The 22,402-nt window shown below is 37.7% G+C and carries 37 protein-coding genes; 3 read left to right on the top strand and 34 right to left on the bottom strand.

Going from position 1 to position 22,402, the window contains the following annotated elements; translation table 11 throughout:
• Positions 1-32: 32 nt before the first annotated feature.
• The 31 genes from rplQ to AAKU52_RS00395 all read right to left on the bottom strand — a co-directional run bounded on the left by rplQ (position 33) and on the right by AAKU52_RS00395 (position 16,377).
• Positions 33-581 (bottom strand): 50S ribosomal protein L17, encoded by a 549-nt coding sequence (gene rplQ, locus AAKU52_RS00545; protein WP_354329091.1) that lies wholly within the window; start codon positions 579-581, stop codon positions 33-35.
• A gap of 83 nt (positions 582-664) precedes the next feature.
• Entirely contained in the window at positions 665-1,657 is a 993-nt protein-coding gene (locus tag AAKU52_RS00540) for a DNA-directed RNA polymerase subunit alpha (RefSeq protein ID WP_354329089.1), read from the bottom strand.
• Positions 1,658-1,737: 80 nt separating this feature from the next.
• A complete protein-coding gene (gene rpsD, locus AAKU52_RS00535; RefSeq protein ID WP_354329087.1) occupies positions 1,738-2,346 on the bottom strand; it encodes a 30S ribosomal protein S4 in 609 nt (202 codons plus the stop codon).
• A gap of 65 nt (positions 2,347-2,411) precedes the next feature.
• Complete coding sequence (rpsK, locus tag AAKU52_RS00530; protein ID WP_196859748.1) at positions 2,412-2,801, bottom strand: 30S ribosomal protein S11; 390 nt, start codon at positions 2,799-2,801, stop codon at positions 2,412-2,414.
• A 22-nt stretch (positions 2,802-2,823) separates the two neighbouring features.
• Positions 2,824-3,201, bottom strand: coding sequence for a 30S ribosomal protein S13 (rpsM, locus tag AAKU52_RS00525; RefSeq protein ID WP_354329084.1), 378 nt, complete (start codon positions 3,199-3,201; stop codon positions 2,824-2,826).
• Between the two features lie 82 nt (positions 3,202-3,283).
• Complete coding sequence (rpmJ, locus tag AAKU52_RS00520) at positions 3,284-3,400, bottom strand: 50S ribosomal protein L36 (RefSeq protein ID WP_196859746.1); 117 nt, start codon at positions 3,398-3,400, stop codon at positions 3,284-3,286.
• A 1-nt stretch (position 3,401) separates the two neighbouring features.
• Positions 3,402-3,620: a translation initiation factor IF-1 gene (gene infA, locus AAKU52_RS00515; protein WP_008244555.1), complete on the bottom strand. Its 219-nt coding sequence runs from the start codon at positions 3,618-3,620 to the stop codon at positions 3,402-3,404.
• Positions 3,621-3,687: 67 nt separating this feature from the next.
• Positions 3,688-4,476, bottom strand: a complete 789-nt coding sequence (gene map, locus AAKU52_RS00510; RefSeq protein WP_354329081.1) for a type I methionyl aminopeptidase — start codon at positions 4,474-4,476, stop codon at positions 3,688-3,690.
• Positions 4,477-4,484: 8 nt separating this feature from the next.
• The gene (gene secY, locus AAKU52_RS00505; RefSeq protein ID WP_354329079.1) at positions 4,485-5,822 is read right to left on the bottom strand and encodes a preprotein translocase subunit SecY; all 1,338 of its coding nucleotides are present in this window, start codon (positions 5,820-5,822) and stop codon (positions 4,485-4,487) included.
• Between the two features lie 3 nt (positions 5,823-5,825).
• On the bottom strand, positions 5,826-6,272 hold the full coding sequence (gene rplO / locus AAKU52_RS00500; protein ID WP_354329076.1) for a 50S ribosomal protein L15: 447 nt from the start codon (positions 6,270-6,272) through the stop codon (positions 5,826-5,828).
• Between the two features lie 104 nt (positions 6,273-6,376).
• Positions 6,377-6,556: a 50S ribosomal protein L30 gene (gene rpmD / locus AAKU52_RS00495; protein WP_354329074.1), complete on the bottom strand. Its 180-nt coding sequence runs from the start codon at positions 6,554-6,556 to the stop codon at positions 6,377-6,379.
• Between the two features lie 4 nt (positions 6,557-6,560).
• Complete coding sequence (gene rpsE, locus AAKU52_RS00490; protein ID WP_354329072.1) at positions 6,561-7,079, bottom strand: 30S ribosomal protein S5; 519 nt, start codon at positions 7,077-7,079, stop codon at positions 6,561-6,563.
• 17 nt (positions 7,080-7,096) lie between these two features.
• Entirely contained in the window at positions 7,097-7,450 is a 354-nt protein-coding gene (rplR, locus tag AAKU52_RS00485; RefSeq protein ID WP_354329070.1) for a 50S ribosomal protein L18, read from the bottom strand.
• 5 nt (positions 7,451-7,455) lie between these two features.
• On the bottom strand, positions 7,456-8,013 hold the full coding sequence (gene rplF / locus AAKU52_RS00480) for a 50S ribosomal protein L6 (protein WP_354329068.1): 558 nt from the start codon (positions 8,011-8,013) through the stop codon (positions 7,456-7,458).
• An 18-nt stretch (positions 8,014-8,031) separates the two neighbouring features.
• Positions 8,032-8,430, bottom strand: a complete 399-nt coding sequence (gene rpsH, locus AAKU52_RS00475; RefSeq protein WP_354329066.1) for a 30S ribosomal protein S8 — start codon at positions 8,428-8,430, stop codon at positions 8,032-8,034.
• Between the two features lie 132 nt (positions 8,431-8,562).
• The gene (rpsN, locus tag AAKU52_RS00470; protein WP_354329064.1) at positions 8,563-8,832 is read right to left on the bottom strand and encodes a 30S ribosomal protein S14; all 270 of its coding nucleotides are present in this window, start codon (positions 8,830-8,832) and stop codon (positions 8,563-8,565) included.
• Positions 8,832-9,398: a 50S ribosomal protein L5 gene (gene rplE / locus AAKU52_RS00465; protein ID WP_354329062.1), complete on the bottom strand. Its 567-nt coding sequence runs from the start codon at positions 9,396-9,398 to the stop codon at positions 8,832-8,834. The genes rpsN and rplE overlap by 1 nt, the downstream gene beginning before the upstream one ends.
• The gene (rplX, locus tag AAKU52_RS00460) at positions 9,398-9,739 is read right to left on the bottom strand and encodes a 50S ribosomal protein L24 (RefSeq protein ID WP_502931005.1); all 342 of its coding nucleotides are present in this window, start codon (positions 9,737-9,739) and stop codon (positions 9,398-9,400) included. The genes rplE and rplX overlap by 1 nt, the downstream gene beginning before the upstream one ends.
• Position 9,740: 1 nt before the next feature.
• Complete coding sequence (gene rplN / locus AAKU52_RS00455; RefSeq protein ID WP_008244575.1) at positions 9,741-10,109, bottom strand: 50S ribosomal protein L14; 369 nt, start codon at positions 10,107-10,109, stop codon at positions 9,741-9,743.
• Position 10,110: 1 nt separating this feature from the next.
• Positions 10,111-10,365: a 30S ribosomal protein S17 gene (gene rpsQ, locus AAKU52_RS00450; protein ID WP_133556531.1), complete on the bottom strand. Its 255-nt coding sequence runs from the start codon at positions 10,363-10,365 to the stop codon at positions 10,111-10,113.
• A 13-nt stretch (positions 10,366-10,378) separates the two neighbouring features.
• The gene (rpmC, locus tag AAKU52_RS00445) at positions 10,379-10,588 is read right to left on the bottom strand and encodes a 50S ribosomal protein L29 (RefSeq protein ID WP_354329058.1); all 210 of its coding nucleotides are present in this window, start codon (positions 10,586-10,588) and stop codon (positions 10,379-10,381) included.
• 30 nt (positions 10,589-10,618) lie between these two features.
• Entirely contained in the window at positions 10,619-11,041 is a 423-nt protein-coding gene (rplP, locus tag AAKU52_RS00440) for a 50S ribosomal protein L16 (RefSeq protein ID WP_354329056.1), read from the bottom strand.
• A 37-nt stretch (positions 11,042-11,078) separates the two neighbouring features.
• Positions 11,079-11,930 carry a 30S ribosomal protein S3 gene (gene rpsC, locus AAKU52_RS00435; protein ID WP_354329054.1) on the bottom strand — a complete coding sequence of 284 codons (852 nt, stop codon included), beginning with the start codon at positions 11,928-11,930 and terminating at the stop codon, positions 11,079-11,081.
• A 9-nt stretch (positions 11,931-11,939) separates the two neighbouring features.
• Entirely contained in the window at positions 11,940-12,299 is a 360-nt protein-coding gene (gene rplV / locus AAKU52_RS00430) for a 50S ribosomal protein L22 (RefSeq protein WP_354329052.1), read from the bottom strand.
• A gap of 7 nt (positions 12,300-12,306) precedes the next feature.
• Positions 12,307-12,573 carry a 30S ribosomal protein S19 gene (rpsS, locus tag AAKU52_RS00425; protein WP_133263136.1) on the bottom strand — a complete coding sequence of 89 codons (267 nt, stop codon included), beginning with the start codon at positions 12,571-12,573 and terminating at the stop codon, positions 12,307-12,309.
• Complete coding sequence (rplB, locus tag AAKU52_RS00420) at positions 12,573-13,397, bottom strand: 50S ribosomal protein L2 (protein ID WP_354329049.1); 825 nt, start codon at positions 13,395-13,397, stop codon at positions 12,573-12,575. The genes rpsS and rplB overlap by 1 nt, the downstream gene beginning before the upstream one ends.
• Before the next feature lie 23 nt (positions 13,398-13,420).
• Positions 13,421-13,711 (bottom strand): 50S ribosomal protein L23, encoded by a 291-nt coding sequence (gene rplW / locus AAKU52_RS00415; protein ID WP_354329047.1) that lies wholly within the window; start codon positions 13,709-13,711, stop codon positions 13,421-13,423.
• Between the two features lies 1 nt (position 13,712).
• On the bottom strand, positions 13,713-14,342 hold the full coding sequence (gene rplD / locus AAKU52_RS00410; protein WP_354329045.1) for a 50S ribosomal protein L4: 630 nt from the start codon (positions 14,340-14,342) through the stop codon (positions 13,713-13,715).
• A 4-nt stretch (positions 14,343-14,346) separates the two neighbouring features.
• Positions 14,347-14,964: a 50S ribosomal protein L3 gene (rplC, locus tag AAKU52_RS00405; protein WP_354329043.1), complete on the bottom strand. Its 618-nt coding sequence runs from the start codon at positions 14,962-14,964 to the stop codon at positions 14,347-14,349.
• A 184-nt stretch (positions 14,965-15,148) separates the two neighbouring features.
• Positions 15,149-15,544, bottom strand: a complete 396-nt coding sequence (locus AAKU52_RS00400; protein ID WP_354329041.1) for a DUF1634 domain-containing protein — start codon at positions 15,542-15,544, stop codon at positions 15,149-15,151.
• Positions 15,541-16,377: a sulfite exporter TauE/SafE family protein gene (locus AAKU52_RS00395; RefSeq protein WP_354329039.1), complete on the bottom strand. Its 837-nt coding sequence runs from the start codon at positions 16,375-16,377 to the stop codon at positions 15,541-15,543. Before AAKU52_RS00395 ends, AAKU52_RS00400 begins: the two co-directional genes overlap by 4 nt.
• Positions 16,378-16,456: 79 nt before the next feature.
• Here AAKU52_RS00395 and AAKU52_RS00390 point away from each other — a divergent pair, with 79 nt between their 5' ends.
• From AAKU52_RS00390 to AAKU52_RS00380, 3 genes are all read left to right on the top strand, one after another.
• The gene (locus AAKU52_RS00390) at positions 16,457-17,065 is read left to right on the top strand and encodes a hypothetical protein (RefSeq protein ID WP_354329037.1); all 609 of its coding nucleotides are present in this window, start codon (positions 16,457-16,459) and stop codon (positions 17,063-17,065) included.
• 218 nt (positions 17,066-17,283) lie between these two features.
• Positions 17,284-17,712, top strand: coding sequence for a hypothetical protein (locus AAKU52_RS00385; protein ID WP_354329035.1), 429 nt, complete (start codon positions 17,284-17,286; stop codon positions 17,710-17,712).
• A 78-nt stretch (positions 17,713-17,790) separates the two neighbouring features.
• Positions 17,791-19,362, top strand: a complete 1,572-nt coding sequence (locus AAKU52_RS00380; protein WP_354329033.1) for a CehA/McbA family metallohydrolase domain-containing protein — start codon at positions 17,791-17,793, stop codon at positions 19,360-19,362.
• 70 nt (positions 19,363-19,432) lie between these two features.
• Here AAKU52_RS00380 and rpsJ read toward each other — a convergent pair whose 3' ends face one another.
• From rpsJ to rpsG, 3 genes are all read right to left on the bottom strand, one after another.
• A complete protein-coding gene (gene rpsJ / locus AAKU52_RS00375) occupies positions 19,433-19,738 on the bottom strand; it encodes a 30S ribosomal protein S10 (RefSeq protein WP_008244591.1) in 306 nt (101 codons plus the stop codon).
• Between the two features lie 63 nt (positions 19,739-19,801).
• Entirely contained in the window at positions 19,802-21,916 is a 2,115-nt protein-coding gene (fusA, locus tag AAKU52_RS00370) for an elongation factor G (RefSeq protein ID WP_354329031.1), read from the bottom strand.
• A gap of 17 nt (positions 21,917-21,933) precedes the next feature.
• Entirely contained in the window at positions 21,934-22,401 is a 468-nt protein-coding gene (gene rpsG / locus AAKU52_RS00365) for a 30S ribosomal protein S7 (RefSeq protein ID WP_354329029.1), read from the bottom strand.
• Between the last annotated feature and the right edge of the window lies 1 nt (position 22,402).

Genomic DNA, 22,402 nt, shown 5'->3' with positions numbered 1-22,402 from the left:
AAAGAGGCCCTTTAAGCAATTAAAAAGAAGTATTAAGCTTCTTTAGTTTCTTCTTTTACATCAGGAGTTTCAGACTCAGGTGCTTTTTCAGCAACTTCTTCTTTTTCAACTTCTTCTTTTTCAACTTCGGCAGCAGCAACAGGAGCATCAGCTTTCTTTACTTTACTTCTACCACGACGTGTAGTTTTCTTTTCAGCAGCATCAACTTCTTTACCATAAACCTCATTATAATCAACCAATTCGATCAATGCCATCTCAGCATTATCACCTAAACGATTGTTTAATTTAATAATTCTGGTATAACCACCCGGACGGTTAGCTATTTTAGCAGCAACATCACGGAATAATTCTGTAACGGTGTCTTTATCCTGCAAATAACTAAAAACAATTCGACGAGAGTGTGTTGTATCAGTTTTAGATTTAGTCAACAAAGGTTCAACATACATACGCAAAGCTTTAGCTTTAGCCAATGTAGTTGAGATTCTTTTGTGTTTAATAAGTGATGAAGCCATGTTAGCTAACATCGCTCTACGATGTGAATCTGTTCTTCCTAAGTGGTTTCCTTTTTTACCGTGTCTCATTTTTAAATTTATTCGGTGTGTACCGTCTCTTTGAAATTAATCTGAGGGAATTACACACGATTAACAATATATAATTTGTTGTATTATTCTTCGTCTAACTTGAATTTAGAAAGGTTCATACCAAAAGACAAGCTTTTAGATTTAACCAGTTCCTGAATTTCAGTCAAAGATTTTTTACCAAAGTTTCTGAATTTCAACATATCAGCCACATCGTAAGAAACAAGATCAGCAAGTGTACGTATATCAGCTGCTTTAAGACAGTTCAAAGCGCGAACTGAAAGATCTAGATCAACTAATTCAGTTTTAAGGATCTTACGCATGTGCAGAATTTCTTCATCAACTTCTTTAGTTTCTTCTTTTGCATGAGACTCTAATACAAGATTCTCATCAGAAAACAACATAAAGTGCTGAATAAGAATCTTTGCAGCTTCTTTTAATGCTTCTTCAGGATGAATTGATCCATCAGTTGAAATATCTAAAATTAACTTTTCGTAATCTGTCTTTTGTTCAACACGATAATTTTCAATTGTGTATTTTACATTTTTCATTGGCGTATAGATCGAATCGATAGCTATCACACCAACCAAGGCATCATTAACTTTATTTTCTTCTGCAGGAACATAACCGCGTCCTTTATTGATTGTTAATTCAACCTCCAAAGTAACAGCTTTATCCATGTTACAGACAACTAAATCAGGGTTTAGAACTTCAAAGTTAGTTGAGAATTTAGTAATATCTCCAGCTTTAAATTGATCTTGTCCATTTATGATTATGAAAATCTTTTCAGAATCACCTACATCACCAACCTTTTTAAAACGAACTTGTTTTAAATTAAGAATGATTTCAGTTAAGTCTTCCACTACACCTTTCATGGTAGAAAACTCATGAGATACGCCAGAAAAACGAATACTAGTGATGGCAAAACCTTCAAGCGAAGAAAGTAAAATTCTTCTTAAGGCATTACCAATTGTTACACCGAAACCGGGCTCTAAAGGACGAAATTCAAATGTACCATCGAAATCTGTTGATTTCTGCATGATGACCTTATCGGGTTTCTGAAATGCTAAAATTGCCATTTATAATGTTTTTAGATCGTTATTAATTTTTTGTAACGCAAAAAGATTAACTGCCTATAAAGGCAGCTAATCATATTAGATTACTTAGAGTATAACTCTATTATAAGGTTTTCTTTAATATTTTCTGGAATCTCGTCACGGTTTGGATAAGCCAAGAACTTACCAGTAAGTTCGTTTGCGTTCCAATCTAACCAATTAAATTTATTGATTGTTCTACCTGCAACAGAGTTAGTAATTGATTCAAGAGTTTTTGATTTCTCCCGAACTGCAATAACATCTCCAGCTTTTAATTGATAAGAAGGAATATTTACCACTTCACCATTCACTGTAACGTGTTTATGGCTAACTAACTGACGAGCAGCTGAACGTGTAGTTGCAATACCCAATCTATATACTGTATTATCTAAACGGGCTTCTAATAATTGCAATAGATTATCACCTGTAATACCTTGACGAGCTGACGCTTTAGTAAACAAGTTACGGAATTGGCGTTCCAATACACCATAAGTATATTTAACTTTCTGTTTTTCCATTAACTGTACTGCGTACTCAGATTGTTTACCTCTTCTTTTTGAGGCACCATGCTGGCCAGGAGGATAATTTTTTCTATCTAATACCTTGTCAGGGCCAAATATTGGCTCTCTGAATTTACGCGCGATTTTGGATTTTGGTCCTGTATATCTTGCCATTTCTTTTTGTTTTAAAGTATCATACAACCTTAAGCTGCAGACTCTTAGCTTTAAAAATTAATAAATTAAACTCTTCTCTTTTTCGGTGGGCGACAACCGTTGTGAGGTAGTGGGGTAATATCTTTGATAGAGGTTACTTCAATACCAGCAACCTGCAATGTTCTAATTGCAGATTCGCGGCCTGAACCCGGACCTTTTACAAACACTTCCACTTTACGCAGACCTAAGTCAAAAGCTACTTTACCGCAATCAGATGCAGCTTGACCTGCAGCATAAGGAGTGTTCTTTTTTGAACCCTTGAATCCCATTTTACCTGCTGAAGACCATGAAATAGTTTGACCGTTGTTATTTGTTAAGGTAACAATGATATTATTAAAAGTAGCATTGATGTGTGCCTGTCCAACAGACTCTACTATAACAATACGCTTTTTGGTTACTTTTTTACTTTTAGCCATAATTATACTTCGATACTAATTACTATTTAGTAGCTTTTTTCTTGTTAGCAACTGTTTTTCTCTTGCCTTTACGAGTACGAGAATTGTTCTTAGTACGTTGACCACGCACCGGCAATCCTTTTCTGTGACGCAAACCGCGGTAACAGCCGATATCCATTAAACGCTTAATGTTCAACTGAACTTCAGATCTTAAAGCACCTTCTACTTTAACCTTGTCGTTGATAATAGTACGTATAACAGACAACTCGTCATCTGACCAATCTTGTACTTTTTTGTTTAAATCGATACCTGCCTCCGTTAATATACGTTGTGCAGTAGATCTGCCTACACCAAAGATGTAAGTTAATCCTATTTCGCCTCTTTTGTTTCTTGGTAAATCAATACCTGATATCCTTGCCATATTTTATACTAATGTTGATTATTTGATTAAACGACAGATTGAATAACCCGAACATTCAATCTAATCATACTTCAATAATTTCTTATCCCTGACGCTGTTTGTATTTCGGGTTTTTCTTGTTTATTACATAAAGTTTACCCTTACGACGAATAACCTTGCAATCAACGCTACGTTTTTTAATTGATGACCTAACTTTCATTTTATTTATATCTATAAGTAATCCTGCCCTTTGATAAATCATAAGGCGACATCTCTAATTTAACTTTATCTCCAGGAAGAATTTTGATGTAGTGCATCCTCATTTTTCCAGAAATATGTGCAATTATCTCATGACCATTCTCCAGTTCTACCCGGAACATTGCATTTGATAACGCTTCTCTTATTACACCGTCTTGTTCAATTGAGGCTTGTTTAGCCATATAATATTGATTTTTACTGAATTAGCTGCTACTAAACAGGGTTGCAAAATTAAAGAAAAATAATTAACTATTCTCTTTTTTTCTTTAATACTTCTTCAATAGGCAAAAACGATGATAAAACGTCTGCTTTCCCCCTTTTGACAGCTACCATATGTTCATAATGTGCCGAAGCCCGGTTATCTTTAGTAGTCACGGTCCAACCGTCTGACCAAAATTTCACACCAGCACTTCCAGCATTAATCATAGGCTCAATAGCAAGCACCATTCCATCCTCCAGTTTAATTCCACTGCCACGCTTACCGTAGTTGGGCACTTCTGGTTTCTCATGAAGCTGGACACCTACACCATGACCTACAAGTTCTCTCACTACACCAAAGCCATTATCTTCTGCAAGTTTCTGAATGGCATAACCTACATCCCCAATTCGGGATCCAACTACTGCTTTCTCAACACCCAGCTCCAAACACCTTTTAGTAATGTCTATTAGCTTCTGCCGCTCCACATCAATCTCGCCAATAGCGAAGGTATAAGCAGAGTCACTAAAATAATTATCCTTAATGACTCCACAGTCTACAGAAATCAAGTCCCCCTCTTGAATCACATAATCGCTTGGAAAGCCATGAACAATTTGTTCATTAGGCGATATACATAATGCATAAGGGAAACCATTATAGTTCAAAAATGCAGGCACGCCCCCATTATCTCTTATAAAGGTTTCACCCAATTTGTTTAAACTCATGGTAGTTATACCCGGACCAATAACTGAAGCAATTTCAGCCAAAGCTCCTGACAAAATAACACCACTCGCTCTAATTAATTCGATTTCTTCTGCAGACTTATAATAAATCTTCGACATTCTTAAAATTAAATAACAGCGTTGCTACTACTATTAGCCGCAGGAATTCCCGTACGACCAGTAACTCTGCCAGTCTTCATTAAACCATCATAATGACGCATTAACAAATAACTTTCAATTTGCTGCAAAGTATCTAGTACTACACCAACTAAGATCAATAAAGAAGTACCTCCATAGAAGTGTGCAAATTCAGATTGAATTCCAAATTTCACAGCAATAGAGGGTAAGATAGCGATAACGGCCAAAGCAATTGCACCTGGGAAGGTGATCTTGGAAATCACGTCATCGATAAATGATGATGTAGCCAAACCAGGTTTAACACCAGGAATAAAACCACCATTTTTCTTCATATCATCAGACATTTGTGTAGGATTAACTGTGATAGCTGTATAGAAAAATGTAAATGCAATAATTAAAAAAGCAAATGTTAAGCTATAAGCCAATGAAGTATAATCACTGAACTGGATCAACCAGGTATTTTGAAGATTAGGAAAGAAACCTGTTAATGTTGCAGGAATGAACATCAAAGCCTGAGCAAAGATAATAGGCATTACACCTGCAGCATTTACTTTCAAAGGAATGTATTGTCTTACACCACCGAATTGTCTGTTACCAACAATACGTTTTGCATATTGAACAGGCACTTTACGTATCCCCTGCACAATTAAAATGGTAAAAATAACCACACCAAATAGAGCAACAATTTCAAGTACCAAAGCAATTAGTCCACCATCGCCAACAAACCTAGAACTGATTTCTTGTTGTAAAGCAATAGGTAACCGGGCAATAATACCAACCATGATGATCAGTGAAATACCATTTCCAATACCTTTATCTGTTATTTTCTCTCCTAACCACATTACGAATAGCGTACCAGCTGAGAGCACAAATGTAGAAACCACAAAGAATAAAGTATGGTTAATCATGATGGCTTCTGGCGGAACCTGGGTTTTAACATAACCAATTGCTTGTACAGCAGTAATGGCTACAGTTAAATACCTCGTAATTTGGTTGAGTTTATTACGGCCACTCTCTCCTTCTTTTTGCATTTTCTGGAAAGTCGGTACCGCAATACCAAGTAACTGAACTACAATAGACGCAGAAATATAAGGCATAACACCCAAGGCTAAGATTGAGACCCGAGAGAAAGATCCGCCGGCAAACATATCCAATAGACCTAAAAGACCTGATTTTTCATTATCGCCTAGAGCAGTTGCATCAACACCTGGAAGAACCACGTGAGAAACAAATCTATAAACCAAAAGAATGATAAGCGTAAAAACAATACGCTCTCTCAATTCTTGAATTTTCCAAATATTACTTAAAGTAGTAAACAGCTTCTTCATTAATTACAATTTTTCGATTGAGCCTCCAACAGCCTCAATAGCTTTTTGTGCAGTAGCAGAAAAAGCATGTGCTTTAACTTCTATTTTAGATTTTACTTCGCCGCGGCCTAAAACTTTTACTAGGTCATTTTTAGATGCTAAACCATGCGCTTGCAGGGTAGCAAAATCAATGCTAGTTAAGTTGAATCTTTCTGCTAAGCCTTGTAAAACGTCTAAATTAACGCCTACATATTCTACACGGTTAATTGGCTTGAAACCTACTTTAGGTACACGACGTTGTAAAGGCATTTGACCACCTTCAAAACCTATTTTGGTTTTATGTCCTGAACGAGATCCAGCACCTTTATGACCACGTGTGGAAGTACCACCACGGCCAGAACCAGTACCACGACCAATTCTTTTAACATTTTTTGTAGAACCTGCTGCAGGTTTTAAATTACTTAAGTTCATTTTGAAACTTCTTGTGCTGCCCTTCGCTTTCACTAATCAGGGCAACGGTTAAACATATATAAAGGTTGTTAATGTAAATATATACAATTAAACAACCTTTATTATTAAATATTCTCTAAAGCTATTAGATGATTAACTTTTCTAACCATACCTATAATAGCACCCGTAGCTTCAACTTCTACACTTTTGTTTAATTTTGTTAAACCTAAAGCTTGCATCGTCCGTTTTTGGCGTTCGCTTCTGTCGATGATGCTTTTAATTTGGGTTATTTTGATCTTCGCCATAATATTATCCGTTAAAAACTTTATTTAAATCTACACCACGGTGTTGAGCTACTGTATAAGCATCACGCATTTTAGTCAATGCATCAACTGTTGCTTTTACCACGTTGTGCGGGTTAGAAGAACCTTTTGATTTTGCTAATACGTTATGTACTCCAGCACTTTCTAATACGGCACGCATTGCACCACCGGCAATTACCCCAGTACCTACTGCAGCTGGTTTGATTAATACAAAACCGCCTGAGAATTTACCGATTTGCTCATGAGGAACAGTACCGTGTAATAGAGGAATTTTCACCAAATTCTTTTTAGCATCATCGATACCTTTAGCAATGGCTTCTGTTACCTCTTTCGCTTTACCTAATCCATAACCTACTACTCCATTTTCATCTCCAACCACTACGATAGCGGAAAAGCTGAAAGTACGTCCACCTTTGGTTACTTTGGCAACACGTTGTATGCTAACTAAACGATCTTTTAATTCGATCTCGCTAGTCTTAACTCTTTTTATATTGATAGTTGACATTCTTCTCTATTTTCAGATTAAAATACTAGACCAGCTTCGCGTGCACCTTCTGCCAACGATTTAATACGTCCGTGGTATAGGTAACCATTTCTATCGAAAACAACCTCTTTGATACCTGCAGCTATTGCTTTTTCACCAACCAATTTACCTACAGCAATAGATTGCTCAGATTTGTTACCGTTACCAGCAAAATCTTTTGATAAAGATGAAGCTGAAACTATAGTAATACCAGTTACATCATTAATGATTTGAGCATAAATCCCTTTATTGCTTCTAAATACTGATAAACGTGGACGGTTTTCAGAACCGGTAAGTCTTTTTCTGATTCCTTTTTTTATACGATCTCTACGAGATAATTTTTTCCCTGCCATGATGATTATTTTTTAGAAGCTGATTTACCTGCTTTTCTTCTTAATACTTCGCCTACAAACTTGATACCTTTACCTTTATATGGCTCTGGTGCACGTAACGAACGTATTTTAGCAGCTACCTGACCGATTAATTGTTTGTCAATACTTTCTAAAATGATTTTAGGCGTTTGACCTTTCTCAGAGGTTGTTGTTACTTTAATCTCAACTGGTAATTGGAACACATAATGGTGAGAATAACCTAAAACAAGATCAAGGGTATTACCTTGGTTAGTAGCACGGTAACCCACACCTACTAATTCTTGTTGTATTTTATAACCTTCTGTTACACCAGTAACCATATTATTTATCAAAGCACGGTATAAACCATGTAATGCTTTGTGTCTTTTTTGTTCTGTCGGACGTTGTACAGTTAATACATTGTCTTCAACTTTTACAGTGATATCTGTATCTACTGCTTGTGTTAATTCTCCTTTTGGACCAGTAACAGTTACTAAGTTATCATTTGATACCGTAATTGCTACTCCTGCGGGGATACTAATCGGGGCTTTTCCTACTCTTGACATTTTGTTATCCTCCTTTAATTAATAAACGTGACACAAAACTTCACCACCAATTTTTAATTTGGCAGCCTCTTTATCGGTCATTACACCTTTAGAGGTAGATAAGATTGCGATACCTAAACCATTCAATACTCTTGGCATATTCTCAACACCAGCATACTGTCTTAAACCTGGTTTACTGATACGTGTTAAAGTACGGATTGCAGGAATTTTTGTTATCGGATTGTACTTCAATGCAACTTTAATTATGCCTTGAGTATTGGTATCTTCAAACTTGTAGTTAGCGATGTAACCTTTGTCAAAAAGTACTTTCGTAATTTCCTTTTTAAGATTTGAGGCAGGAATTTCCACAATTCTGTGATTTGCCTTAATGGCATTTCTTACTCTTGTAAGATAATCTGCTATTGGATCTGTATTCATTTTATGAAATTGTGATAGTGGTTTCCTTTCCGAACCATTCGGGACGACCTTCCATCGGTTAATATTTAATTTTGAACGTAATAACGTTAGAAGTTCTACGCTATGCGTACAACTCTAACGTAAAATACGAATTTACCAGCTGGCCTTTGTTACTCCAGGAATTTTTCCTGCTAAAGCCATGTCGCGGAACAATACCCTTGATATGCCAAAGGTACGCATATAACCACGAGGACGACCAGTAATTTTACAACGGTTGTGCAAACGAACAGGTGATGAATTTTTAGGTAATTTATCTAGTCCTTCAAAATCACCTGCAGCTTTTAATTCTGCACGTTTTTCTGCGTACTTAGCTACCATTTTTTGGCGCTTAACTTCGCGAGCTTTTACTCCTTCTTTTGCCATTATAGAGTTGTATTTTGATTTTTAAATGGTAATCCGAATTGTTTTAAAAGTTCCAATGCTTCAACATCATTGGTAGCAGTAGTTACAAACGTAATGTCCATACCTAAAATCTTACTAATTTTATCGATGTTAATCTCAGGAAAAATGATTTGTTCTGTAACACCTAATGTGTAGTTACCTTTTCCATCAAACCCCTTATCATTGATACCTTTGAAATCACGGATACGTGGCAAAGCTACGGAAATTAAACGATCTAAAAATTCAAACATGTTGTTATCGCGTAAAGTTACACGTACACCAACAGGCATACCTTTACGTAATTTAAAGTTCGAGATATCTTTCTTAGATTTCGCACTAACTGCCAGCTGTCCTGCAATGGTACTCATTTCCAGAATTGAACTGTCAATGATTTTCTTGTCAGTTACCGAAAAACGTCCAACACCTTGGTTGATCGAAATCTTAACTAACTTAGGAACCTGCATTACGCTTTTGTAAGCAAACTTATCTTTAAGTGCGATTACAATTTCCTCTTTATATTTACTCTTTAATCTTGGTACGTAAGCCATTATTTGATCTCCTCTCCTGATTTTTTAGCAACCCTAACTAATTTCCCATCAGCGTTTAGCTTTCTGCCAACGCGGGTAGTCTCACCAGTTTTTGGATCAACTAACTGTACATTAGAAATATGAAGAGCAGCTTCTTTTTTAATGATACCACCGTTTGGGGTAGCAGCATTAGGTTTCGTATGTTTTGATACAAGGTTAACACCTTCAATAATTACCCTATTCTTAGCGATAACAACTGTTTGTACTTTACCTTGTTGGCCTCTTGAATCGCCAGCAATCACCTTTACTAAATCTCCTTTACGGATTTTAATTTTTGGTTGTGTAGTTACTTTTTCTTTCATTTTATAATACCTCCGGTGCTAATGATACAATTTTCATGAATTGTTTCTCACGCAGTTCTCTTGCTACCGGGCCAAAGATACGTGTACCACGTGGCTCATCTTGTGCGTTTAATAACACTGCTGCATTGTCGTCGAAACGGATATAAGAACCATCTTTACGTCTGATCTCTTTTTTTGTTCTTACAACAACTGCTTTAGAAACTGTTCCTTTCTTAATGTTTCCAGAAGGCAATGCACTTTTAACGGTAACAACGATCTTGTCACCAATAGAAGCATATCGTTTTCCAGTACCACCAAGCACACGGATAACCAATACTTCTTTTGCGCCGCTATTATCGGCTACATTTAATCTCGATTCCTGTTGTACCATGTTATTTAGCCCTTTCTAAAATTTGCACTAATCTCCAGTTCTTGTTCTTACTCAGCGGACGAGTCTCCATGATCAGTACTGTATCACCAATACCGCAATCGTTTTTCTCGTCATGAGCCATAAATTTGGTAGTTTTCTTAACAAACTTACCATAGATCGGGTGTTTCACTTTACGTTCTACCGCCACAACAACAGACTTATCCATTTTGTTGCTTACCACCAACCCGGTTCTTGTTTTTCTTAATTGTCTTTCCATTTCGACTCTAAAGTTATTTAGTTTCAGTTGCAGACTCCGCTTTGCGCTTAGTCAATTCAGTATTTAATCGGGCAATATCCTTCCTTACCTTAGTAATACGAGTAGGATTCTCAATAGCCGAAATTGTATGCGCAAATCTTAATTTAACTAAGTTTTCTGCTTCTCCTGCAATCCTGGCTACTAGTTCTTCTTGTGAAAGCCCTGTAATTTCTGAGTTCTTCATCTTTTAATTTTTTATTATAAGTAACTCTTATTATGCTTCTACGTAATCTCTACGTACCACAAATTTTGTTTGTATTGGTAATTTTTGAGAGGCTAAACGCATTGCTTCTTTGGCAACTTCCAAAGGCACACCTTCAGCTTCAAAAATAATTCTTCCGGGTCTAACAACGGCTACCCAATATTCTGGAGCACCTTTACCTTTACCCATACGTACTTCAGCTGGTTTCTTAGTAATCGGTTTATCCGGAAATATTCTAATCCAAACCTGGCCTTCACGTTTCATGAAACGAGTTACCGCAATACGGGCTGCCTCTATCTGACGACTGGTAATCCAAGTCGACTCTAAAGATTTGATCCCGAAAGACCCGAATGATAATTCAGCACCACGAGTTGCTAAACCTTTCATTCTGCCTTTTTGCATCTTTCTGAACTTCGTTCTTTTTGGCTGTAACATTTTATTTTATATTATCGTAAAACGATCTGTTAACTAATTATTTACGGGGTCCTCTGTTAGGAGTGTTACCGCCTCTGTTATCTCTACCCTGACCAGGAGCACCGCCTTGACCTGGAGCTCTTCCGCCACGACCTTTGTCGTTTCTTCTGTCGCCACCACCAGCACGGCTATCTCTCTCTCTGCCACCACCAAACGCTCCCTCAGGTCTACCACCTTTACCAGGAGCATTATTGGTTGCACCTATGTTTGGAGATAAATCACGTTTACCGTAAACTTCTCCTTTACAGATCCATACTTTAACACCTATTTTACCATAAGTAGTTAAAGCTTCAGCCAATGCATAATCAATGTCTGCACGGAAAGTATGCAAAGGAATTCTTCCTTCTTTATACTGTTCGCTACGCGCCATCTCTGCACCACCTAAACGACCAGAGGTCATGATTTTGATACCTTCAGCACCCATACGCATGGTTGAAGCGATCGTTGATTTCATTGCTCTACGGAAAGAGATTCTCGCCTCTAATTGTTTTGCAACGCCTTCAGCTACCAATTGAGCATCTAATTCAGGGCGTTTAATTTCAAAAATGTTGATCTGAATTTCCTTTTTAGTCAATTTTTTCAACTCTTCTTTGATCTTGTCAACTTCCTGACCAGCTTTACCAATCACAATACCCGGACGGGCTGTGTGGATAGTAACTGTGATGCGCTTTAATGTACGCTCAATAACCACTTTTGCTACGCCACCTTTTGCAATACGGGCAGCAAGATATTTTCTTATTTTATCGTCCTCAACTAATTTATCAGCATAGTTGTTGCCTCCGAACCAGTTAGAATCCCAACCTTTGATGATTCCTAACCTGTTTCCTATTGGATGTGCTTTTTGTCCCATTTCTGCTAATTAGTTTTGAGTTTCAACGTTTTTACTATCTACTATCAAAGTTACGTGATTCGAACGCTTACGAATCCTATAACCACGTCCTTGTGGTGCCGGTCTTAACCTTTTTAATTGGCGACCACCGCCAACCATTATTGTTTTCACAAATAACTGGCTTTCTTCAGGGCGAGAACCTTCATTTTTTGTCTCCCAATTTTTGATCGCAGATAACAAAAGTTTTTCAACTCTTATTGCTGCTTCTTTATTGGTAAATTTCAAAATATGTAATGCTTTCTCTACACGCTCACCTCTGATAAGATCTACAACCAAACGCATTTTACGTGGTGAGGTTGGACAATTGTTTAATTTCGCTACTGCTTCCATCTCTTAATTATTTTTTCTTTTCAGAGTGACCCCTAAATGTTCTGGTTGGAGCAAACTCTCCCAGCTTGTGACCAACCATGTTTTCTGTTACGTATACCGGTATAAATTTATTACCGTTATGTACTGCAAATGTATGATTCACGAAATCAGGTGAAATCATCGATCTGCGAGACCAAGTTTTAATGACAGACTTTTTGCCTGAGTCATTCATAGAGTTTACTTTCTTCTCTACGTTATGGTCAATATAAGGTCCTTTTTTAATTGAACGAGCCATTATTTCTTCCTTTTCTCTATGATGAAACGATTTGAGTATTTTTTAAGCGTACGGGTTTTAAATCCTTTCGAATAAACACCGTTTCTTGAGCGAGGCTGACCTCCTGATGAGCGACCCTCACCACCACCCATAGGGTGATCGACAGGATTCATCGCTACCGGACGTGTTCTTGGACGACGACCTAACCAACGGTTACGACCTGCCTTACCCAATACTTCATTTGCATGATCAGAGTTAGAAACAGCACCGATTGTAGCCAAACAAGTAACCAAAATTAATCTGGTTTCGCCTGATGGCATTTTCAATGTTGCATATTTACCATCACGAGCAGCCAATTGTGCATAGGCACCTGCGCTACGTGCTAACTGTGCTCCACGACCTGGGTGAATCTCCACATTATGTACAATAGATCCCAAAGGAATATTGGATAATTTTAAAGAATTCCCTACTTCTGGAGTAGCTGTTTCTCCCGAAACTACTGTTTGTCCTACTTGCAACCCTTCAGGTGCAATAATGTAGCGCTTCTCTCCGTCCACATAATGTAATAATGCGATACGTGCAGTACGGTTTGGATCGTATTCAACAGTTGCTACTGTTGCAGGAATATCAAACTTATCACGTTTAAAATCAATTAAACGGTAAGATTTTTTGTGACCACCACCCATGTAGCGCATAGTCATCTTTCCTGTATTGTTACGTCCTCCCGACTTTTTAGAAGATACAACCAATGATTTTTCGGGCTTGGTTGCTGTAATCTCCGTAAAATCAGCCCCAACTCTAAAGCGGGTACCCGGAGTAACTGGTTTAAATTTTCTTAAGCCCATAGTTATATATAATTCAATTCTTATTAAAGATTTGCGTAATAATCTATTGTTTCACCTTCTTTCAGTGTTACAATAGCTTTTTTGTATTTTGGGCTACGTCCTGAAACTAAACCACCTTTTGTATTTCTTGATTTCATTTTACCAACTACCACCATGGTGTTAATTGCTAAAATGCTCACGCCGTACATTTTTTCAATGGCTGCTTTAATTTGTAGCTTATTTGCTTTATTATCTACTTTAAAAGTAAAGCGGTTAGACTTTTCCGTTAATGCAGAAGCTTTTTCTGTTAATACTGGTTTTTTTAATAATTCCATATTACTTGGCAAATGCCTCCTCCAATGTTTTAACAGAATCAGTGGTAAACAAAATTGTACCACAGTTTAATACATCATAAGTGTTCAACTGGTCTGCAGTGATTACTTTTGCTTTCTTAAGGTTTCTGCTTGATAAATAGATATTGTTATTTTGCGAAGGTAAAACCAACAATGTCTTTTCATTAGTCAATTCCAAAGCATTAACTAAATTCAAATAGTTCGTAGTTTTGATTGAATCAAAAGTGAAATCTTCTAAAACCACAACATTATTATCTTGTGCTTTATAACTTAAAGCCGATTTACGGGCTAAAGATTTTAATTTTTTATTCAGTTTAAAACTATAATCGCGTGGCTGAGGACCAAATACGCGACCACCACCATTGAACAATGGCGATTTAATACTACCGGCACGAGCACCACCAGTACCTTTTTGCTTGTATAATTTGCGGGTTGAACCTGCAATTTCATTACGTTGTTTCGATTTATGCGTTCCCTGACGTTGGTTAGCTAAATACTGTTTAACATCTAAATAAATTGCGTGATCAACAGGCTTAATACCGAATACCGACTCAGGAAGTTGCACTGTTGCGCCTGTCTCTTTTCCTGAAATGTTTAATACTTTAACTTCCATCTGCTTACTTATCTAAGATTACGTAAGAACCTTTAGCTCCCGGTACGGAACCACTAACTACCAAAAGGTTTTGATCAGCATAAACTTTCAAAATTTGTAAATTCTGAACCTTAACTCTATCTCCACCCATTCTACCCGCCATACGCATACCTTTAAATACACGAGCTGGGTAAGATGCAGCACCTAATGAACCTGGTGCGCGACCTCTGTTGTGTTGACCGTGGGTTTGACCACCTACACCACTAAATCCGTGACGCTTAACAACACCTTGAAATCCTTTACCTTTTGATGTACCAACAACATCCACAAAATCGCCTTCATTGAAAATGGTAACCGTGATCGTATCCCCTAAGGTCAACGAATCTTCAAACGGCTCAAATTCAACCAATTTACGTTTTGGGGTAGTGTTTGCTTTCGCAAAGTGGCCTCTCAAGGGCATGGTAGTGTTCTTCTCTTTAGCTTCGCTAAAAGCCAATTGAACTGAAACGTAACCGTCTTTCTCTTCGGTCTTTACCTGTGTTACTACACAAGGTCCAGCTTCGATCACTGTACATGGTATGTTTTTACCATCAGCGTCGAATATGCTGGTCATTCCTACTTTTTTTCCAATAATACCTGACATTTTCTATTTTAAATTTAACACCCATCGAAGCAGTAGGGCTTCGTTCAAGGTGGATATACATTCCCGTTAAGGGAGGGCAAAAATAAGAAAGAAATCTTAATTTTCAAACAGTTACGTATTATTTTTTTAATAAATCGTAATTATTTTTAGCAAAGGTGGGAAATAACGGTTGACAAAATAATATTTAGCCAACCAATTTATTGCTTAAACTGAATAGGATTACACCAAGCACAAATAAACCGATGAGCACATATAAATAATCTCTCTCAATTAGAAAGCTAAAGATAGAAAACACGACCCTTGTAATTGGTGTAAAAATTAACAAAAGTGTTCCAAACTGTATAATTGCTCTGCTATCCATAGCGTATAAACCTTTAAAAACAGCTTCCAGAGAGGCGTATTTATTATTCAAAGGCTTAAATACGCTGTAGTCCACAACATCACTATGGAAATAAGACAGATAAAGTAAACCACCTATCAGGACTACTGTCATTGATAAAATAACCCCTACCCTTAATAAAGTCCCTAAAACAATTTGTATATCCCGATCGGCCAGGTAATTTCTAGCTAATTTTTTCATAACCTTCCAGATAAGCCGTTATAAACCATTTGCAATGCTAAAAACACAACCACAACAGCGAAAATAATTTTAAGTTTATCAGTATTCGTGCGAACCAGAATTTTTGAACCTATGGTAGCCCCGCATAGAACCCCTATGGTAACAGGCATAGCAATACCCGGGTCAATTTGACCACGGTGCAAATAAACTACCGCACTGGCCGCCGCAGTAACTCCCATCATGAAGTTACTCGTAGTTGTAGAAACTTTAAAGGGCAAACGCATCACATTATCCATTGCTAAAACCTTTAATGCACCAGAACCGATTCCCAGCAGGCCAGAAATTATACCCGCAAAAAACATGATGATAAAACCGCCAACTACATTATGTACACCATAATATTTAATTCCATTAGCAGTTGGATAACTGCCGTTCAACCTTAATAATCCGGCGAGGTGACTACCCGCTATGCCTTCTGTATGATCTGTTTTTTTACGGACCATCATGACTGCAGAAAATATTAATATTATGCCAAATAAAACAGCTATGTAACCTGTGTTGATATAAACTGTTACCACAGCACCAAAAATTGCACTAACTGTGGTTGCAATTTCAAGAAACATCCCTATACGGATATTGGTGATACCTTCCTTTACATAAGCCGCTGCAGAACCAGATGAAGTAGCTATTACCGAGACAATTGAGGCTCCTATAGCATAATGAATATCTACACCAAGCACGAGTGTCAATAACGGAATAATAATAACTCCTCCTCCCAGACCAGTTAGGGAGCCCACTAAACCAGCCAGAAAAGCACCACATAAAACGATAACTGTGAACAATAGAACAGACATTGTTACAAATATAACATCTGCCTTCAAAACACAATAAATTTAAATTTTTATTGTTAAATTAACAGAACAAAATAAGGTTATGAAAAAAATTATACTTCCATTTATCGCTGTGATATGCTTCGCCTTCCTGTCACCAAACACTTATGCGCAAGATAGCACGAAGGTTGACCCTTCTTTGCAAGGACAATACCAATTAATGCTCAGCAAATCAAGGTCTGCAGATGGCAACAAATTGATTAACGCAGGAAGACTTGCCTCTTTTTGGAGAAATGTTAGGGATACTTTAAATTCAGAAAGAAAAGAATTATATAATGCCCGCACCAAAATTACCGAACAGCAAAAAAGTATCATCGACTTAAAAGAACTAATAGATGGAAAAGATAGTGCACTAACCACTTTGAACACAAAGTTGAATGAAATCACATTTCTGGGTATATCCTTTAGCAAGTCCAATTACAATACTATTGTTTGGACCTTAATAATTGGATTAGGTCTGGCGCTTGCTTTTATTGTCATCCGCTCTACTAAACTCAACCATGAAGCTAAATACAGGTCCAATTTGTACAATGAAATTTCCAGTGAATTCCAGAACTATAAAATGAAGACAAATGACAAAGAAAAAAAGCTAGCAAGAGAGTTGCAAGACGAGCGTAACAAATTTGAAGAGTACAGAAGTACCGGAAGGTAATTAAGAAACTGAATTTAACTAACGAAAAAGGCTGTCTCTGGCAGCCTTTTTCGTTAGTTAAATTCAGTAACTTTCCACCAAATGGATCTCCCCAAATCATAGCTATCTACCTGTGTTTCTACAAAATTGTAATATGTTGTAATAGTTAATTTGATAATAAATTATAGCTTTACAATAAAAGTACGGATTAGAAACCAATAAAAACCAAATATAAGCCGATGAAAAAAACTATTCTAATTGTATTACTATTAAGTACGATACTATTAAAAGCACAAATCCCGGTAAAGCTATCTGGCTATGAAAAAAGAGAAGATGGATCGGCTAAGATTACAGGGAACATTCTTGAAGTGATCTGGCCTACAGATGAAACCAATGCTGGCAAAATAAGAATTGACCTTACTAAAGAAAATCCATTAATTAACAGCTTACAGCTGAGGCAGGATGGAGTGTTTAAAGAAATTGCATCCAATATAGATCCTGCTTTTATACTTACTGTTGGTAAGCGTGATCTTGTGTCACAAAATGGCTGGAATATATTCTTCGATAAAACAGCTTATCTACCGCATAAATCCTATGCACTCCATCTGAATAAAAATAGTGTAGAAGTTAAAACTTCAGGTGCCCGTGTACAAATTATAATCTCCTGAGCTACAGCTGGTGATTTTACCGGAGATTTGGAAATCACTTTGTTCAATGGAAGCCCATTATTAAATATTGCTGCAGTTATGAGTACACAGAAAGATTCTACAGCTATTATTTATGATGCCGGATTAACTAGTGCAGCGAATGATACCTGGACCCAGCTACTCTGGGCTGATCCTGAAAATTATCTTCAGGCCGTTAAAGCAGATGTGCAAGCTGAAAGCCAGGACGTAGCTGTAAAATACCGTACGATCATAGGTGAAACTAAAGGCGGAAGCATAGCTGTATTTCCACCTCCTCATCAATATTTTTATCCCTTGGATAATGCCTATAACTTGAAATTCACCTGGTATGGAGCCAACTACCGTCAAATGGCACCATCTTTTGGCTTAGGGATCAGGCAAGATCTCATGGGCGACCGCCGGTGGGTTCCCTGGTTTAATGCACCACCCGCCACTCGTCAAAGGCTGAATTTCTTTTGTTTATTAAGTGCTGAGAAAGATGGAAAAGTGTTGGAGGATGTAAAAAAGTTCACACATGATGACACCTACAAACCGCTGAATGGCTATTATACGATGGCTAGCCATTTTCATACCGAACATATAGATGATGTACTCACGCATAAACCTATTCCTGAGATGCCGGGTTTTGTAAAGTTACTTAGAAATACAGGCGTTAACATTGTACATCTGGGTGAATTTCACTTGGCTGGAAATCCCAGAGATACTGGTCCGCTACGCTTAACAGAGTTTCAGAAAATGTTTGAAGAATGTAAGCGTTTATCTGAAGGTGACTTTTTGTTGCTGCCCGGAGAAGAACCTAATAGCTATTTTGGTGGTCATTGGATGAATATCTTTCCAAAGCCAGTATATTGGATCATGTCGAGGACACCGGACCAGCCGTTTGTAGAAGAAATTAAAGGTTATGGTAAAGTATACAGGGTTAGGAATAAAGAGGACATGTTGAAGTTGTTAGAGGTTGAAAAGGGATTAGCCTGGACAGCCCATGCCAGAACTAAAGGATCCACAGGTTTTCCCGATAAATATAAAGAAGAGAAGTTCTTTCAATCTGATCGTTTTTTAGGTGCTGCATGGAAGTCAATACCTGCCGATTTATCCCAGCCAAGGCTTGGAAAAAGAGTGCTGGATCTGATGGACGATATGGCGAATTGGGGGCATAGGAAACATGTGATCGGTGAAGCAGACTTATTTAAGCTCGAACCAGGTTACGAGCTATATGGACACCTTAATATAAACTATATTCAGCTAGACCAGCTACCTAAATTTGAACAGGGCTGGCAACCTGTTCTGGATGCAATGGAGACTGGTCGTTTCTTTGTTTCCACAGGTGAGGTGCTGCTGCCAACATTTACGGTAAATGGCAAAAAATCCGGAGAGGAGGCACAGCTGGATAAAAATGGAAAAGCAAAAATTACTTTGGAGATTGACTGGACCTTTCCCTTAAATTTTGCGGAGATCATTTCCGGAGATGGTAAGGAGGTTTATCGTCAGAAGATTGATTTGCGAAATACACATGCCTTCGGTAAGCAAAAATTCGATTTTACAGCAGACCTGAAGAATAGAAAATGGGTAAGAGTAGAAGTATGGGATGCCGCCATTAATGGTGCCTTTACGCAACAGGTTTGGCTGAAATAACCAAGTGAAGAATAGGATATAAAAAAAGGCGCTTCATTGCTGAAGCGCCTTTTTTTATTTTGGAGTATAATTAAACTTTAATTTCTACTTCAACACCACTAGGTAATTCAAGTTTCATCAAAGCATCAACTGTTTTTGAGTTAGAGCTATAAATATCTAACAAACGTTTGTATGCACACAATTGAAACTGCTCTCTAGCTTTTTTGTTCACGTGTGGTGAACGCAAAACAGTAAAGATTTTCTTTTCTGTTGGCAACGGAATTGGTCCGCTTACCACTGCACCTGTAGGTTTAACAGTTTTAACGATTTTCTCAGCAGATTTATCTACTAAATTATAATCGTAAGATTTTAATTTGATTCTGATTCTTTGGCTCATCTTATTTGTTTATTTAAGGCTGCCTGTTAGAGCTATTAATAACAGGCGGCCGATTTATTATTATTAATCCGAAGATTTAACTTTACCTTTTGCTTTTGCAATTACCTCTTCCTGAACGTTTTTAGGAGCTGGATCGTAGTGATCAAATTCCATAGTAGACGTTGCACGACCAGAAGTAATGGTACGTAACTGCGTTACATAACCGAACATTTCTGAAAGTGGAACCAAAGCTTTAATTACCTGAGAACCAGCACGCGTGTCCATACCTTGCAGCTGACCACGACGACGGTTTAAATCTCCCATAACATCACCCATATTTTCTTCCGGTGTAAGCACTTCAATTTTCATGATTGGCTCCATTAATACCGGTTTACATTTAGGTAAAGCTTCACGGAAAGCAGAACGAGCTGCAATCTCGAAAGATAAAGCATCTGAATCGACTGCGTGGAATGAACCATCAATCAAACGTACTTTCATATCAGGAAGCGGGTAACCAGCAACAACACCATTAGACATTGCAGATGCAAAACCTTTCTCTACCGAAGGGATAAATTCACGAGGAATTGAACCACCAACAATTTCGTTTACGAATTGCAAGCCACCTTTTTCAAAATCAGCATCTATTGGCGATATAATAACCTGGATGTCGGCAAATTTACCGCGACCACCAGTTTGTTTTTTATACGTTTCACGGTGTTGAGTTGAACCTGTAATAGCCTCTTTGTAAGCAACCTGAGGAGCTCCCTGGTTAACTTCCACTTTAAACTCACGTTTTAAGCGGTCAATAAGGATATCTAAGTGAAGCTCACCCATACCAGAGATAACAGTCTGGCCAGTTTCCTGATCAGTTTGTACCTTAAAGGTAGGATCTTCTTCAGCCAATTTAGCTAAGCCCATACCTAATCTATCTACGTCAGCTTGAGTTTTAGGCTCAATAGCTAAACCGATAACTGGCTCAGGGAAATTCATTGACTCAAGAACGATTGGGTTTTTCTCATCGCAAAGAGTATCTCCAGTTTTGATATCTTTAAAGCCTACAACCGCAGCAATATCACCAGCACCTACATTAGGAATTGGGTTTTGCTTGTTTGCATGCATTTGGAAGATACGGGAAATACGCTCTTTATTCTCAGAACGAGCATTATATACGTAAGAACCTGCTTCAAGGTTACCTGAATACACACGGATAAAGCACAAACGACCAACGAAAGGATCTGTTGCAATTTTAAATGCCAAAGCTGCAAAAGGCTCTTTTACACTTGGTTTACGTTTAACTTCTTCACCTGTATCTGGGTTTGTACCTACAATAGCGTCTACATCCATTGGCGATGGCAATAATTCCATCACGTAATCTAGCATGGTTTGTACACCTTTGTTTTTGAAAGATGAACCACAAACCATGGGTACAATTTTAGCATCCAAAACAGCTTTACGTAATGCGTCTAAAATTTCACGCTCTGTGATCGATTCAGGAGCTTCGAAGAATTTCTCCATCAAAGACTCATCATAATCAGCTACAGATTCAAGCAATTTCTCTCTCCATTCGGCAACTTCATCAAGCATATCTTCTGGAATTGGCACTTCAGTAAAGGTCATCCCTTTATCATGCTCATTCCAAACAATACCACGGTTGTTAATTAAATCAACTACACCTTTAAAGCTATCCTCAGAACCGATAGGTAACTGCAATGGAACTGCATTGCTACCTAACATACTTTTAACCTGTGCAACAACCTTAAGGAAATCAGCACCTGAACGGTCCATTTTGTTAACAAAACCGATACGTGGTACATTATAGTTATTAGCTAAACGCCAGTTGGTTTCAGATTGAGGCTCAACACCATCAACTGCTGAAAACAAAAACACTAAACCATCTAATACACGTAATGAACGATTTACCTCTACGGTAAAATCAACGTGTCCTGGTGTATCAATAACGTTAACATGGTATTTATCACCTCTGTAATTCCAGTCTACCGTAGTAGCAGCAGATGTAATAGTAATACCACGCTCCTGCTCTTGTGCCATCCAGTCCATAGTTGCTGCACCTTCGTGCACTTCACCAATTTTATGACTAACACCAGCATAATAAAGAATACGCTCAGTTGTTGTGGTTTTACCCGCATCAATGTGAGCCGCAATTCCTATGTTTCTTGTGTATTTTAAATCTCTTGACATTATATTATGATTCTATTTTAGAAACGGAAATGGGAGAATGCTTTGTTGGCTTCAGCCATTTTATGCGTATCTTCTTTTTTCTTAACTGCTGCACCTTCACCTTTAGCTGCTGAAACAATTTCACCTGCTAATTTTTCTTTCATGGTTTTTTCACCACGTTTACGAGCATAAGAAATTAACCATTTCATGCCTAAAGCAATCTTACGGTCAGGTCTTACTTCTGTAGGCACCTGGAAGTTTGCACCACCTACACGACGAGATTTAACCTCTACTGCAGGCATAACGTTAGTTAATGCACGTTTCCATATTTCTAATCCACTCTCTCCTACTTTTTTCTCCGCTAATTCAACAGCATCGTAAAAGATAGAATAAGCAATAGATTTTTTTCCGTCAAACATCATATTGTTTACAAAACGGGTCACCTGAACATCGTTAAATTTTGGATCAGGAAGGATAATTCTCTTTTTTGGTTTCGACTTTCTCATT

It is taken from the genome of Pedobacter sp. CG_S7, from assembly GCF_040544395.1.
In the GTDB taxonomy this organism is placed as follows: Bacteria; Bacteroidota; Bacteroidia; order Sphingobacteriales; family Sphingobacteriaceae; genus Pedobacter.
This window is presented reverse-complemented; position numbering and strand designations above follow the sequence as displayed.

Bases quoted from the DNA above. Each gene is read 5' to 3' on its own strand.
- rplQ (WP_354329091.1), bottom strand. From the start codon at position 581: ATGAGACACGGTAAAAAAGGAAACCACTTAGGAAGAACAGATTCACAT.
- AAKU52_RS00540 (WP_354329089.1), bottom strand. From the start codon at position 1,657: ATGGCAATTTTAGCATTTCAGAAACCCGATAAGGTCATCATGCAGAAA.
- rpsD (WP_354329087.1), bottom strand. From the start codon at position 2,346: ATGGCAAGATATACAGGACCAAAATCCAAAATCGCGCGTAAATTCAGA.
- rpsK (WP_196859748.1), bottom strand. From the start codon at position 2,801: ATGGCTAAAAGTAAAAAAGTAACCAAAAAGCGTATTGTTATAGTAGAG.
- rpsM (WP_354329084.1), bottom strand. From the start codon at position 3,201: ATGGCAAGGATATCAGGTATTGATTTACCAAGAAACAAAAGAGGCGAA.
- rpmJ (WP_196859746.1), bottom strand. From the start codon at position 3,400: ATGAAAGTTAGGTCATCAATTAAAAAACGTAGCGTTGATTGCAAGGTT.
- infA (WP_008244555.1), bottom strand. From the start codon at position 3,620: ATGGCTAAACAAGCCTCAATTGAACAAGACGGTGTAATAAGAGAAGCG.
- map (WP_354329081.1), bottom strand. From the start codon at position 4,476: ATGTCGAAGATTTATTATAAGTCTGCAGAAGAAATCGAATTAATTAGA.
- secY (WP_354329079.1), bottom strand. From the start codon at position 5,822: ATGAAGAAGCTGTTTACTACTTTAAGTAATATTTGGAAAATTCAAGAA.
- rplO (WP_354329076.1), bottom strand. From the start codon at position 6,272: ATGAACTTAAGTAATTTAAAACCTGCAGCAGGTTCTACAAAAAATGTT.
- rpmD (WP_354329074.1), bottom strand. From the start codon at position 6,556: ATGGCGAAGATCAAAATAACCCAAATTAAAAGCATCATCGACAGAAGC.
- rpsE (WP_354329072.1), bottom strand. From the start codon at position 7,079: ATGTCAACTATCAATATAAAAAGAGTTAAGACTAGCGAGATCGAATTA.
- rplR (WP_354329070.1), bottom strand. From the start codon at position 7,450: ATGGCAGGGAAAAAATTATCTCGTAGAGATCGTATAAAAAAAGGAATC.
- rplF (WP_354329068.1), bottom strand. From the start codon at position 8,013: ATGTCAAGAGTAGGAAAAGCCCCGATTAGTATCCCCGCAGGAGTAGCA.
- rpsH (WP_354329066.1), bottom strand. From the start codon at position 8,430: ATGAATACAGATCCAATAGCAGATTATCTTACAAGAGTAAGAAATGCC.
- rpsN (WP_354329064.1), bottom strand. From the start codon at position 8,832: ATGGCAAAAGAAGGAGTAAAAGCTCGCGAAGTTAAGCGCCAAAAAATG.
- rplE (WP_354329062.1), bottom strand. From the start codon at position 9,398: ATGGCTTACGTACCAAGATTAAAGAGTAAATATAAAGAGGAAATTGTA.
- rplX (WP_502931005.1), bottom strand. From the start codon at position 9,739: ATGAAAGAAAAAGTAACTACACAACCAAAAATTAAAATCCGTAAAGGA.
- rplN (WP_008244575.1), bottom strand. From the start codon at position 10,109: ATGGTACAACAGGAATCGAGATTAAATGTAGCCGATAATAGCGGCGCA.
- rpsQ (WP_133556531.1), bottom strand. From the start codon at position 10,365: ATGGAAAGACAATTAAGAAAAACAAGAACCGGGTTGGTGGTAAGCAAC.
- rpmC (WP_354329058.1), bottom strand. From the start codon at position 10,588: ATGAAGAACTCAGAAATTACAGGGCTTTCACAAGAAGAACTAGTAGCC.
- rplP (WP_354329056.1), bottom strand. From the start codon at position 11,041: ATGTTACAGCCAAAAAGAACGAAGTTCAGAAAGATGCAAAAAGGCAGA.
- rpsC (WP_354329054.1), bottom strand. From the start codon at position 11,930: ATGGGACAAAAAGCACATCCAATAGGAAACAGGTTAGGAATCATCAAA.
- rplV (WP_354329052.1), bottom strand. From the start codon at position 12,299: ATGGAAGCAGTAGCGAAATTAAACAATTGTCCAACCTCACCACGTAAA.
- rpsS (WP_133263136.1), bottom strand. From the start codon at position 12,573: ATGGCTCGTTCAATTAAAAAAGGACCTTATATTGACCATAACGTAGAG.
- rplB (WP_354329049.1), bottom strand. From the start codon at position 13,397: ATGGGCTTAAGAAAATTTAAACCAGTTACTCCGGGTACCCGCTTTAGA.
- rplW (WP_354329047.1), bottom strand. From the start codon at position 13,711: ATGGAATTATTAAAAAAACCAGTATTAACAGAAAAAGCTTCTGCATTA.
- rplD (WP_354329045.1), bottom strand. From the start codon at position 14,342: ATGGAAGTTAAAGTATTAAACATTTCAGGAAAAGAGACAGGCGCAACA.
- rplC (WP_354329043.1), bottom strand. From the start codon at position 14,964: ATGTCAGGTATTATTGGAAAAAAAGTAGGAATGACCAGCATATTCGAC.
- AAKU52_RS00400 (WP_354329041.1), bottom strand. From the start codon at position 15,544: ATGAAAAAATTAGCTAGAAATTACCTGGCCGATCGGGATATACAAATT.
- AAKU52_RS00395 (WP_354329039.1), bottom strand. From the start codon at position 16,377: ATGTCTGTTCTATTGTTCACAGTTATCGTTTTATGTGGTGCTTTTCTG.
- AAKU52_RS00390 (WP_354329037.1), top strand. From the start codon at position 16,457: ATGAAAAAAATTATACTTCCATTTATCGCTGTGATATGCTTCGCCTTC.
- AAKU52_RS00385 (WP_354329035.1), top strand. From the start codon at position 17,284: ATGAAAAAAACTATTCTAATTGTATTACTATTAAGTACGATACTATTA.
- AAKU52_RS00380 (WP_354329033.1), top strand. From the start codon at position 17,791: ATGAGTACACAGAAAGATTCTACAGCTATTATTTATGATGCCGGATTA.
- rpsJ (WP_008244591.1), bottom strand. From the start codon at position 19,738: ATGAGCCAAAGAATCAGAATCAAATTAAAATCTTACGATTATAATTTA.
- fusA (WP_354329031.1), bottom strand. From the start codon at position 21,916: ATGTCAAGAGATTTAAAATACACAAGAAACATAGGAATTGCGGCTCAC.
- rpsG (WP_354329029.1), bottom strand. From the start codon at position 22,401: ATGAGAAAGTCGAAACCAAAAAAGAGAATTATCCTTCCTGATCCAAAA.